Source organism: Mucilaginibacter sp., from assembly GCF_039925265.1.
Taxonomy (GTDB): Bacteria; Bacteroidota; Bacteroidia; order Sphingobacteriales; family Sphingobacteriaceae; genus Mucilaginibacter.
Genome location: NZ_JBDSZG010000065.1, coordinates 1 through 12,805, shown reverse-complemented (window position 1 = coordinate 12,805; position 12,805 = coordinate 1). Strand labels below are relative to the sequence as shown.

The 12,805-nt window shown below is 45.6% G+C and carries 7 protein-coding genes; 6 read left to right on the top strand and 1 reads right to left on the bottom strand.

Annotated features, from left to right (window positions below; genetic code table 11):
- Positions 1-294: 294 nt before the first annotated feature.
- Positions 295-4,464, bottom strand: a complete 4,170-nt coding sequence (locus tag ABIX36_RS26660) for a two-component regulator propeller domain-containing protein (RefSeq protein WP_348085216.1) — start codon at positions 4,462-4,464, stop codon at positions 295-297.
- A gap of 303 nt (positions 4,465-4,767) precedes the next feature.
- Here ABIX36_RS26660 and ABIX36_RS26655 point away from each other — a divergent pair, with 303 nt between their 5' ends.
- From ABIX36_RS26655 to ABIX36_RS26630, 6 genes are all read left to right on the top strand, one after another.
- Entirely contained in the window at positions 4,768-5,445 is a 678-nt protein-coding gene (locus ABIX36_RS26655) for a response regulator transcription factor (RefSeq protein ID WP_348085215.1), read from the top strand.
- Positions 5,442-6,689 carry a HAMP domain-containing sensor histidine kinase gene (locus ABIX36_RS26650; RefSeq protein ID WP_348085214.1) on the top strand — a complete coding sequence of 416 codons (1,248 nt, stop codon included), beginning with the start codon at positions 5,442-5,444 and terminating at the stop codon, positions 6,687-6,689. The genes ABIX36_RS26655 and ABIX36_RS26650 overlap by 4 nt, the downstream gene beginning before the upstream one ends.
- Before the next feature lie 74 nt (positions 6,690-6,763).
- On the top strand, positions 6,764-7,204 hold the full coding sequence (locus tag ABIX36_RS26645) for a PepSY-like domain-containing protein (RefSeq protein WP_348085213.1): 441 nt from the start codon (positions 6,764-6,766) through the stop codon (positions 7,202-7,204).
- A 194-nt stretch (positions 7,205-7,398) separates the two neighbouring features.
- Positions 7,399-8,634, top strand: a complete 1,236-nt coding sequence (locus tag ABIX36_RS26640; protein WP_348085212.1) for a TolC family protein — start codon at positions 7,399-7,401, stop codon at positions 8,632-8,634.
- On the top strand, positions 8,631-9,572 hold the full coding sequence (locus tag ABIX36_RS26635) for an HlyD family efflux transporter periplasmic adaptor subunit (protein WP_348085211.1): 942 nt from the start codon (positions 8,631-8,633) through the stop codon (positions 9,570-9,572). Before ABIX36_RS26640 ends, ABIX36_RS26635 begins: the two co-directional genes overlap by 4 nt.
- Positions 9,569-12,628: an efflux RND transporter permease subunit gene (locus tag ABIX36_RS26630; protein ID WP_348085210.1), complete on the top strand. Its 3,060-nt coding sequence runs from the start codon at positions 9,569-9,571 to the stop codon at positions 12,626-12,628. Before ABIX36_RS26635 ends, ABIX36_RS26630 begins: the two co-directional genes overlap by 4 nt.
- The last annotated feature ends 177 nt before the right edge of the window (positions 12,629-12,805 follow it).

Genomic DNA, 12,805 nt, shown 5'->3' with positions numbered 1-12,805 from the left:
CTAAACAAACAATACGAGCGATAATAATGGGTTTGCAGGCGTATCGAAGTAATAAAATGGCCTTAAATAAAAAAGGCGCCCCGTTCTCAGGCGGGGCGCCATTTACCAATACAGAACCAACTAACCCCAAAAACATGCACACATATTTATGAGCGTTAAGTACGTTTGGGTTATACAATAATGTAAACTTAACGTGCTATAAAATTAGTTTGGTTTTATAAAAACGGATAACACTATTTATTACATCTATGCAATAAATGTTAAGCCAGCATAAAGGTGCGGGTAAGCCAATATTTAAACCAGCTCGGCTTCTTTTTCTTTGTTCCTTAGCTCTGTAATATACTCTGAAGGCAGTATACCGTACTCCTCGCGGAACACCTTGGCAAAGTACGCCGCGTTATTAAAACCAACCTCGTAGGCCACATTGGCAATACTTAGCTTGCTCTTCTCTAACAACTGTACAGCCCGCTTTAAGCGAATGGTGCGGATACAATCTACCGGGGTTTTACCAGTGAGGGTGAGGAGTTTCTTGTACAACGATACCCTGCTGAGGTTTAAATGCCTTGCCAGTTCCTCTACCGAGAAATTAAGATTGGTGATATTTAGTTCGATGTATTCAAGCGCGTTTTTGAGGAATTTGTCATCTTCAGATACCACGGTAATATTCTGCGCTTTTACTTCTATCTGTTTCTGGTAGGTCTTTTTGAAGGTGGTCTGCATCCGCAGGGAATTATGAATCTTGGATAGCAGTATCTCAAAGTTGAACGGTTTAATAATGTAATCATTGGCGCCGCTATCAAGCCCTGCAAGCTGGTCTTCTTCGGTACCCAAGGCCGTAAGCAGTATAACAGGGATCTCGGCCGTACGGCTATCCGCCTTAATCTTTTTGCACAGTTCTATCCCGGTCATCACCGGCATGCTGATGTCGCTTACGATGAGTTTTGGGTGCATAGCAAGCGCCTTTTGCCAACCATCCTTACCGTTAACCGCTTCTACAATGTGGAAGCTGTTTTTCAGGTTATCCTTCAGGTAAAAACGGAGGTCGTCATTATCCTCTACCAGTAAAATGGTTGGTTTTTTGCCAGCTCCTGGTGTACTTTCCGGGTTTTTAAGTATAGCCGGTTCGTTTTCCAGCAGCTGAATATCGGCAATAACCTTAATATCCTTCAACTCAGATTGCTTACCAACGGGCAGTGATATGGTAAAGCAGCTGCCATAATCGGGTTCGCTTTCAATCTCGATAGTGCCGCCCTGCATCTTTACAAATTCGCGGGTAATAGATAAGCCTATGCCGCTCCCCTGGTTTAGCAGGCTCTCGGGCATGTCATCCTGGAAAAACCGCTCAAATATCTTGTCCTGGTTTTCTTTGGGAATGCCTATACCTGTATCTATTACCTTTATTTCCAATTCATTCTGCGCGCCCGGGCTTTCGCTTATGCCAGCCATGCTCAGCATCACGCTAATGTGTCCGCCCGATGGCGTGAACTTGAACGCATTGGAAAGCAGGTTGAACAGGATCCGTTCTATCTTATCATGGTCGAAATCCGTTACGTACGAGCATATATCGCTTTCTACTAAAAATTGGATCTGCTTTTGATGCGCTACATCTTTAAATGATGATGACACCTCTTTAATAAACTGAACTATGTCTCCTTTTTTCAAGCTCAATTTAAGCTCGTTATACTCCATCTTACGAAAATCGAGCAGTTGATTAACCAGGTTGAGCAGGCGCTTTCCGTTTCTTTTGATGGTAACCAGTTGGTTCTGTTGCTCGGGCCGTTCGGTTGTTTTAATAAGGTTATCAATAGGCGAAAGTATCAGCGAAAGCGGTGTGCGGAACTCGTGACTTACGTTGGTGAAGAATTTTATCTTCATCAGGTCCAGCTGGTGCATCCGGCGTGCTTCTTCGCGCTCCTGTGCTATTTTACGCTCGGCTTCCATCTCCGCCTGCCTGGCGTCAAACTGCTGTTTTAACTTAAGTATGCCGCGGTGGCGAATGTAAAGCAACCCGCCTACCAGTATAATAAAGTAGCTTACATACGCTATAGGCGATTTTAAAAACGGAGGCTTCACCGTAATATTAAGCGCGATGGTGTCATCAAGGCTCGCGTTTTGCGTACGCACTTTAAATACATAGTCGCCGCCATCAAGGTTGGTGTATGTGGCTTTACGGTTGTTACCGGCAACGGTGATCCAGCCTTTATCAAAGCCTTCCAGCTTGTATTCAAACTTTATTTTATCGGGGTTAAAATAATCGCAGGCGGCAAATTCAATATCAAAAACATTTTGGTTATGCTCCAGTGTAAGTTCTTTGGTTTCTGAGAGCGCTTTGGTTAAGATCAAATCGCCAGCTACCGGTTCGCCGGCGGCAACACTTTTGTTAAACAGGTGCAGATCGGTAAAAACGAGGTTTGGCTTTGGCTTAAATGTGTTCACAATATTGGGGTCGAATAAATTGAAGCCGTTTATGCCACCAAAAACCAGTTCGCCGCTTCGCAAACGTAATGCAGAATAAAGGTTAAACGCCCTGCCCTGCAAACCGTCAAGCTCGTTGTAGTTGTTTATGCGGAATTTGTATTTGCCACCTTCCAGGGAAAGCCTGATGCGTGCAAGCCCGTTGGTGGTGCTTACCCACATAATGCCCTGCTTATCTTCAATAATGTTAGATACGTTGTTGGCAGGCAAATTCAAACCTTCCTCTATGTTAAGGAAATTATTGGTTTTGGTATCTAATATACTCAAGCCGTCCTTGGTGCCAATCCATATCAGCCCACGCCTGTCCTGCGTTATGGCGTTCACATCGCTGCCTACCAGGCTATTCAGGTTTTTAGGTTGCGATGCATAATGCCTTATCTTATTGGTTTTATGATCAATAACATCCACACCTCTATCAAGCCCTATCCATTTATTCTTATCCTTGTCCTCGTAAATAATCGAGGTATACTCCGAACTCATAGAGTATTTAGGGTGTTTAAAGGAATTGGTTTTAGGATCGAACACGTTAAAGCCACCCGAGAAGGTGCCTACCCACATTTCGCCGGCAGCATCCTCCATAATAGCGTAAATACGGTCGTCGGTGATGCTGCTGGGGTCTTTTTCGTTATGGCGATAGTGAATAAACTTTTTGCCATCGTAGCAATCCAAGCCGCCGAAGTAAGTCCCTATCCATAATTTTTTATTGCGGTCTATGTATAGCTTCACAATAATATCGTTGGCAATGCTGTTGGGGTTTGCCGCATCGTGCTTAAAGCGGGTATAGGTATTGGTGGAGCGGTTAAAATAAACCAGCCCGTTACCATTAGTGCCTACCCAAAGGTTATGCTTATCATCCTCCTCAAAACTGTTAATATCTCCGTAAGGCAGCGTGCTGGGGTCGTTGGCGTAATGCTTGTACAGCGGAAACTGCATCATACCGCTATGGTAATAGTTAATGCCCTGCTTAAAGGTACCCGCCCAAATAATGCCCGTATTATCTTTATACAAATAAAGGCTGTTGCCGCTCAGCGATTTTGCATCATCGGTCTTGCTCATAATATAGCTTACCTCGTGGGTAACCGGGTCTATCACGTTGATGCCGCCGTGGTCGCTGCCTATCCAAATTTTGTTGTTATCCGCCTGGATAATGCTCGTCATCAGGTTAGCATTTAGCCTTCTGCCCGGTGTATCCTTGCTATAATGTAAAAGCTCGTTGGTTGATGTATTGTAACTGTACACGCCGATGAGTGCCTCGTAACAACAGATCCACAGGTTTCCCATGTGGTCTATTTGCATAGTGTAGGTGCGGGGTATTAATCCCATAGCTTCTGCAAAAGCCGTATAAGTGTGCGCAACTTTACGTTGGTTGGCGTTTAACTCTTCTATTACACCATCTTCGTATAACAGCCAAACGGTGTTATTGGGCGAAGGCACAATGCTGGAGATGCGGTCTGAATGCATTATAACCGGCGAATTACTCAGTGTGCTGTAAAAAACGGTAGCCTTTGTAGCAGGATTATAGCAATAAAGCCCCGCCCTGTTGGTAACAAACCAATAGTTCCCCTGAACATCTGTTTTTATTTGCGTGATCTGAGCGTTGGGGATATTGTAGCGTTTGGTTTCGGCAGCGATGTTGTTGTTCATCTTTTCCGTCTCCGGGTCGTAAACGCTGATGCTATTGTGGGTAAACACCCACATTTTATGGTCGGGGCCGCCATCTATCCGCATTACATGGTTCTCTACCAGTGAATTGGGGTTGTTGTTATCGCGCTTAAATATTTTGAATTTTGAGCCATCGTAACGGTTAAGCCCCGATGTGGTACCAAACCACATTAAGCCCTTTTCATCCTTAAAAATGCAGTTAACCTGATTATCGGAAAGCCCGTTGGTGATATCGAGACGCGAAAACTCATAGGTATCTTTCTGAGCGAAAAGTTGCTGCTGCAACAGCATACACAACACACAGGATACATATAATTTAAATCTCATAATAGTATAATTGGCACCGGCAATTCGGGGGAATATTACCGAAATAAAATTAGAGAATAATTGTCACAACCACACTAAGTAGTAAAAAGATATTTCATAAAAAATAGCGGCGGGTTAGGTATTATCGAATAATAAAATATAACTATTTATAAAACAATTAGTTACCAACAAACATCGGATTATTTGTTAAGTCAAACTTTTTAAAGCGTTTTTTTTAGCCAGCTTTAAACCAATTACTTAAATATGCACAGGGCAACACCAACCGTACAGGTTTTCTACAATTTTTACCGTTAACTTTATACGGTGAAGATATTGATAATAGAAGACGAAACCGGGCTGCGGGAAAGTATTGAGGCCTATTTTACCGGGGGCGACAGCATTTGCGAAACCGCAGGCGATTTTACCTCGGCACTGGCAAAAGTAAGCGTGTACCGGTACGATTGCATCATCCTGGACCTCACCCTGCCGCATGGTAACGGGCTGGATATTATCAAGCACCTAAAAAACAACCAGCATAACGATGGCGTGCTTATCGTATCCGCTAAAAACTCCCTCGACGACAGGCTGACGGGCTTAGACCTTGGAGCCGACGACTACCTCACCAAACCCTTTCATTTGTCGGAGCTAAAATCGCGTGTTACGGCCATTGTGCGGCGGCGGTCCTTTAACGGTAATAACCTGCTAAAATTCAATGAACTGAGCATTGACCTGGGTGCAAAAACGGTAGCCGTGAATGATAATTTTGTAAAATTTACCCGCAAAGAATATTCGCTGTTGTTATACTTTATTGCGAATAAAGGCAAGGTGGTTTCTAAAAACGCAATTGCCGAGCACCTTTGGGGCGACAGCATCGATATCGCCGACAACTTCGACTTCATTTACTCGCACATTAAAAACATCCGCAAAAAGCTGGTGGAAGCGGGCGCACATGATTATATACAGGCAGCCTATGGTATGGGGTATAAATTTACCGAGACATGAAACTGCTAAACAAGTATAACCGCATTAATATTGCTGTTACCATTGGCATTATGCTGGTTACCGGCATCATTTATTATTACGCTATTAGCCATATTTTAACCAAACGGATAGATAAGGACCTGGTGCTGGAAGAGAACGAGGTATTTAGCGCTGTAAGCCTTAACCATAAACTCCCCGATGTATATGAATCGAACCATCAGCAGATCACATTTTTACCGCTTGGCAAGCAGGTTATAAAACGGAGGTTCTTAGATACCGTTTATAAAGAGGTAGACGAGGATGATATGGAGGCAGGCCGCGCACTCATTAGTTCTGTAAAGGTAGGCGGGCAAAATTACAGGATCCTGGTAACCCAATCAAAAGTAGAAACCGAGTACCTCATCAAAATCATCTTCCAGATAACCATCTGTGTAATATTTGTATTGTTGGTATTATTAACGGTACTTAACCGGGTTATTTTAAAAAGCATCTGGCAACCATTTTATAAGGTGCTGGCTCAGTTAAAAGATTTTAGCCTGGCTGATAAAGCAAGCGTTAGCAGTACACCTTCGGGTATCGACGAGTTTAAAGAACTTGACCAGGCAGTAATTGCGATGGCAGGCAGGGTGAGATCAGATTATGAAAACCTGAAAGCCTTTACCGAAAATGCCTCGCACGAATTAATGACCCCCATATCGGTTATCAACTCCAAACTGGATACCCTGCTGCAAACCGATGAATTTACCGACAGGCAAAGCAAATTACTTAACGACATATACGGTACAGTTGCCCGTTTAACACGGCTAAATAAATCTATGCTATTACTGGCCAAAATAGAGAACGGGATAATTGGCGGCGATGAAGAGGTTGATGTAAAAGCGATATTAGAAGAGTGCCTTTACCAGCAGGAGGAGATCATCCACAGCAAAAACATCACTCTGGTGACCAACCTGCACGGGACGCAGGTTAAGGCAAGCAGGCTACTGATGGAAGTGCTGCTGAATAATTTGATCAGCAACGCCATAAGGCATAACTACAGCGGCGGCGAAATTACCATTACCCTGCAGCCCCGCCAGCTTACCGTAAGCAACACCGGCAAAAACACCTTCGATATAGAGCAGGTACTTAAAAGGTTCCACAAGTCCGGCGAATCTGAAGGTACCGGCCTTGGGTTAACCATTTGCAAAAAGATCTGCGATAATTATGGTTTTGGGTTGCAATATAGTCATGTCAGCGAAAAACACCTGTTTTCAGTAAATTTTTAAGCCATCCTAAATTGCTACAGATTGTTTCCAATTTAGTGACAGATTTGAGGAATACCTTAGTAAAAAACACCAAAATGAAAATCATTAAAACAACAATGGCTATTGCAATAGCCGCGGCATTCGGGCTCACCGCCTCAGCGCAAAAAATTAATTCAACCAAGGTACCCGCAATGGTAAAAAAATCATTCTCATCGGCTTACCCCGGTGTAAAAACCGTTAAATGGGAAAAAGAAAATGGCGGCTACGAAGCCGGTTTTAAACAGGGTAGCAGCGAAATGTCAGCCGTTTTTAAAGCAGATGGCACGCAGAAAGAATCGGAAACAGAGATAAAAGCGACTGAATTACCGGCAGCCATTGCCCTGTACGTAAAGGAGCATTACAAAGGTGCTGCCATTAAAGAGGCCGCCAAAATCACCAAAACAGCCAGCGGGGAAGTTAATTATGAAGCTGAAGTAAAGGGCAAGGACCTCTTATTTGACAAAGATGGCAAGTTCATCAAAATAGCCAAAGACTAATTCGGTGTAGTAAATAAACAAGCTATTGTCGGGGGACAGATGGCTTGCAGCAAAATGCTGCGGATACCAGGTATCTGCGGCATTTTCTTCTACCCCACCTTGCAGCCTTAATATTCCACAAAATTAATACAGAATCTGATAAGAGATTTACAAACATAACCTCTCTCATAGTGGGGTTCTGCACCTGATACCGAATGAAATATATCATATACTTTTTTGCGTTTGTACTTACCACAACTACCTGCTATGGGCAAAGCAAAACACTGGACGATTACCTGCAGCAGGCGTTAAAAAACAGTCCGCTAATAAAAGACCTCAACAACCAGGTACTGGCCGCCCAAATAGATAGTGTACGCATTCGTGCCGGTTTTAAACCACAGGTTGCGCTGAATGCCGGCGGGCTTTATGCCCCGGTAATAAAAGGTTACGGTTACGCGGCGGCCATCACCAACGAACGCACCCTGAACGGGCAGTTGGTTGTTAGCAAATCATTCATCGGCAAAGATTACCTCAATACGCAATTCGCGGCCATTGGGCTCAGCCAAGATTCGTTGCGCAACAGTGTGAAACTATCCGAGCAGGATCTGCGCCGTACCATTATTGGCCAATACATCACCGCCTACGGCAGCCTGCAACAGCAGCAGTTTAACCAGGAGGTGGTTGACCTGCTGAGCAAAGAAGAAGAACTGCTAAAAAAACTTACCCGCAGCAACGTTTACCGCCAAAGCGATTACCTCACCTTTTTGGTTACCCTAAAAGGGGCGCAGTTACAGCTCTCGCAAACTAAACTGCAATACAAAACAGATTATGCCACGCTGAACTATTTAAGCGGCATAGCCGATACCACCATCAGCGAAATTGCGAAACCCGAATTGCAGCGCGCCATAGTTTACGACCGCAGCAACAGCATATTTTTTAAGCAATATCAGCTGGATAGCATGCGCCTGGCAAACAGTCGTAAACTGATAGATTACAGCTATCGCCCCAAATTAAGCGCCTTTGCAGATGGGGGCTACAACTCCGACCTTACCAGCCAGTACTACAAAAACTTTGGTGCCAGCGCGGGTTTTAGTCTTACCATGCCAATTTATGATGGCGGGCAAAAAAAACTGGCTTACAAAAAACTCTCTTTAGAACAGGAAACGCAGCAGGTTTATAAGGCTTTTTATTTTAACCAGTACAAACAGCAGATTAATCAGCTAAACCAGCAGATAAAGGAATATGATAAGCTGATAGCCGAGATAAACGAGCAATTCAAATACTCCGAAAGCCTGATCAAAGTAAACACCCAGCTCATGCAAACCGGCGACCTGAAGATTGCCGACCTGATACTGGCCATAAACAGCTACCTCAGCATAAAAAACCAGCTTGCGCAAAACGTAATCAGCAGGCTGCAATTGATAAACCAACTTAATTACTGGAGCAGATGATGAAACAATATATAAAACCCTTTACTGTTTTATTAGCCTGCATGGTAATTACGGCGGTTTACAGCTGTGGCGGTGGCTCTGCTGCCGATGAGGAAGAAACGGTTGCTAACCCGCAAACGCCGGTAACCGTAACAACCATAGATAACAGCGCTTTGGCCGATTCTATCGAACTGAATGCCACCTCATCTTTTCTGCAAAAAAACTATGTAAAGGCCAACGCTATCGGCTACATCCAAAAAGTGAATATACAGCCCGGGCATTATGTAGAGAAGGGGCAGCTGATGTTCACCATTAAAACCAAGGAGGCACAAAGCATTGGCAACACCATCAATGTGCTGGATACTACCTTCAAATTCTCGGGCATTAATAATATCCGTGCTTCGCGCAGCGGCTACGTAACCGATCTTACCCACCAGGTAGGCGATTACGTGCAGGACGGCGAACAACTGGCCACCATAAGCGATCGCGAAAGTTTCGCCTTTGTTTTACAGCTGCCTTACGAGCTGAAGCGGGTGCTGCAAAACAACCAGAACCTGGTGCTTACCCTCCCCGATGGCGAAAAGCTGAACGGGCATGTGGCCAGCACCATGCCCTCGGTAGATTCGCTATCGCAAACGCAGGGCATCGTTATTAAAGTAAACAGCAGCCACCCTATCCCCGATAACTTGGTGGCTAAAGCGCTCATCATCAAAACAGCAAAAAGCAGCGCGCCATCGTTACCAAAATCCGCCGTGCTGTCCAACGAAACGCAGAACGAATTTTGGGTGATGAAACTGATAAACGATACCACCGCGATAAGAACCCCGATAAAAAAAGGTATCGAATCGGGCGGTAAGGTAGAGATCGTTTCGCCCAAATTCAATACTAATGATAGGATAGCCGTAAGCGGCAATTATGGTTTAGCCGATACCGCAAAGGTTAAAATTGTGAAACCATGAACCAGCTGGAAAACTTTTTTATCACCCATAAAAAGCCTATCAGCCTGATGCTTTTTATTGTGCTGCTGGGCGGGGTCTTCTCCTACTCGCGCTTGCAAACCTCGCTTTTCCCCGAGATAACCTTCCCCAAAATAAAGATCATTGCCGATGCAGGCCTGCAGCCTGTAAACAAAATGATGGTTACGGTTACCAAACCGCTGGAGAACGCCATTAAACAAGTGCCCGATCTGCATTACGTGCGCAGTATTACCAGTCGCGGCAGCTGCGAAATTTCGGCTTATATGAACTGGGATGCCGATATCGACCTGAGTCAGCAACGCATCGAATCGCGCATTGCGCAGATAAAAAACCTGTTGCCGCCCGACGTAGATATATCTGTTGAAAAGATGAACCCCTCCATCCTCCCGGTTAGCGGTTACACTTTGGAGAGCCACAACCTCTCTCCTATCGAGCTAAAGCAACTGGCCACTTACACGGTAAAGCCATTCCTTTCGCAGGTGGATGGCGTATCCGAAATTAGGGTTATCGGCGGCAAAACCAAGGAATACTGGCTGGTGCTCGATCGCCAGAAAATGAGCGCGCTGGGCCTCACGCCCGATATGATCAGCAATACGCTTACGCAAACGGCGTTCATCAAATCTAACGGGTACCTGGCAGATTATAAGATGCTGTACCTTACCGTTACCGATGCCAGCGTAAACACCAGCGAACAGCTGCAAAACCTGGTGGTAAGCAATAACCGCAAAAGGGTTATCCAACTGAAGGATATCGCCGGGATCCAAATAAACCCCGGCGTTGAGTTTACCAAAATAAACGCCAACGGGCACGAAGGCGTGCTGATAGCGGTTATTAAACAACCCAACTCCAACCTGGTAGACCTATCTGCCGCCATGACGGCCAAGGTTGCCGATCTGCAAAAGGTATTGCCCAAAGGCGTTACCCTAAAACCATACTACGTACAGGCCGATTTTGTAAACGAATCGGTAAAGAGCGTGAGCGATAGCCTGTGGATAGGTTTGGCGCTGGCCATTATTGTAGCTATTATCTTTTTACGGTCGTTAAAGGCAAGCGCTACGATACTGATCACCATCCCGGTAACACTTTGCCTTACGCTTATTATGCTGTATGCCTTTGGCTATACGCTAAATATCATGACGCTGGGCGCGATAGCCGCCGCCATAGGTTTAATTATTGATGATGCCATTGTGGTGGTAGAACAAATTCACCGCACGCACGAGGAGCACCCTGAAGAGCCAACATTAACCCTGCTTCAAAAAGCTATCGATTACCTGTTCCCGGCTATGGTGGGCTCATCTATCAGTACCATTGTAATATTTATCCCTTTCCTGATGATGACAGGGGTGGCGGGTGCCTATTTTAAGGTAATGACAAATACCATGATCATTACCCTCGCCTGCTCGTTTTTTGTAACCTGGATAGGGCTGCCGGTAATATACCTGCTGCTCACCAGAGAAAAGCCTGCTAACGGCAAACAAGCTAAAGAAGAAGTACACGAGGTAAAAAGACAGCGCTGGGTATCGTTCTTTATCCTCAACCCTTTCATCAGTATTATCATGATCCTGGCATTGGTAGCGGTTATCATATTTCTCCCCGGCAGGCTGGAAACCGGCTTTTTGCCCGATATGGATGAAGGCAGCATAGTGCTGGATTACACTTCCCCTCCCGGCACGTCCTTAGAGGAAACCGACAGGATGCTGCGCGAAATAGAAAAACTCATTATAAAAGAACCGGACGTTGCCGCCTACTCGCGCCGCACGGGCACGCAAATGGGTTTCTTTATTACCGAGCCCAACACCGGCGATTATCTTATCCAGTTAAAAAAGGAGCACGACAAAACTTCCGAAGAAGTAATTACCGATCTGCGCGTACAGATTGAAGCTTCGCAGCCCGCTTTACGGGTAGATTTTGGGCAGGTGATCGGCGATATGCTGGGCGACCTGATGACCTCCACCCAGCCCATCGAGATAAAAGTTTTTGGCGACGATCAGGCCAAACTGCAAACCCTTGCCAGGCAAATTGCTGATATCACCACCAAAGTACAAGGCACCGCCGATGTATTTGATGGTATTGTGATAGCGGGTCCATCTGTAAATATTGTGCCCGATTATGCCAAACTTGCGCAGTATAACCTTACCCCCGCTGCGCTGCAAACGCAGGTACAATCGGCACTGGAAGGGAACGTGATAGGTAACTTGTTCGAGCGGGAGCAGCAGTCGCCCATCCGCATGGTATACCCGGGCAGCAGGATGCAAAATGTTACCGGCATTAAAAACCTGAATGTGTTTTTACCGGATGGCCGATTGATCCCCATCACCTCGCTGGCCAATGTAGAGCTGCATCCCGGCGATGCCGAGGTAGAACGCGAAAACCTGCAGGCCATGGGCGTTATCAGTGGCCGTTTAGAGAACAGCGACCTGGGCACGGTGATCCCCGCCATCCAAAAAGGCGTTGCCGATAAGGTAAATTTACCGCCCGGCTACCACGTAGAATATGGCGGCGCTTATGCCGAGCAGCAGCAATCGTTTAAAGAATTACTGATGATACTGATTACCTCCAGTCTGCTTGTTTTTGGGGTGATCCTGTTCCTGTTCAAGCAGTTCAGGATAGCTTTACTGATATTAATTGTGGCGGTGCTGGGCATCGGCGGCAGTATGCTGGCCCTGTTCTTAACCAATACCCCGCTCAATGTGGGTAGCTATACCGGTCTCATTATGATCGTAGGCATCATCGGCGAGAACGCCATTTTTACTTTCTGGCAATTCCGCGAGAGCGCGAAAACCAATTCGATAGACGACGCGATAGTTTATTCCATCTCTACGCGCCTTCGCCCAAAACTGATGACAGCACTGGGAGCCATTATCGCCCTCGCGCCGCTGGCATTAGGTATAGGCGCTGGTGCGCAGCTGCATCAGCCATTGGCCATTGCCGTAATTGGTGGCTTTTTGGCGGCGCTGCCTTTATTGCTGATCGTTTTACCAAGTCTGATCCGCGTATTTTATCGCAATCATAATTTTAATAAACCGGCAGTAAAATAGCAGGAGCTGGCTTGGTCTGCGTAGTTGAGAGAATTTAATCTACAAAAAATTGACCCGTCCTGAAATAACTATACACTAAAAAAAGGTGTATGAAAATAGAGGATGAAGATTTAATAAGATCGGGTCGGCTCTTCGCAGGGGTTCATTTCCCGAAGGGTTTACGGGAAGAGCTGATCC

Coding starts and splice junctions, on each gene's coding strand:
- ABIX36_RS26660 (WP_348085216.1), bottom strand. CDS start 4,464: ATGAGATTTAAATTATATGTATCCTGTGTGTTGTGTATGCTGTTGCAG.
- ABIX36_RS26650 (WP_348085214.1), top strand. CDS start 5,442: ATGAAACTGCTAAACAAGTATAACCGCATTAATATTGCTGTTACCATT.
- ABIX36_RS26645 (WP_348085213.1), top strand. CDS start 6,764: ATGAAAATCATTAAAACAACAATGGCTATTGCAATAGCCGCGGCATTC.
- ABIX36_RS26640 (WP_348085212.1), top strand. CDS start 7,399: ATGAAATATATCATATACTTTTTTGCGTTTGTACTTACCACAACTACC.
- ABIX36_RS26635 (WP_348085211.1), top strand. CDS start 8,631: ATGATGAAACAATATATAAAACCCTTTACTGTTTTATTAGCCTGCATG.
- ABIX36_RS26630 (WP_348085210.1), top strand. CDS start 9,569: ATGAACCAGCTGGAAAACTTTTTTATCACCCATAAAAAGCCTATCAGC.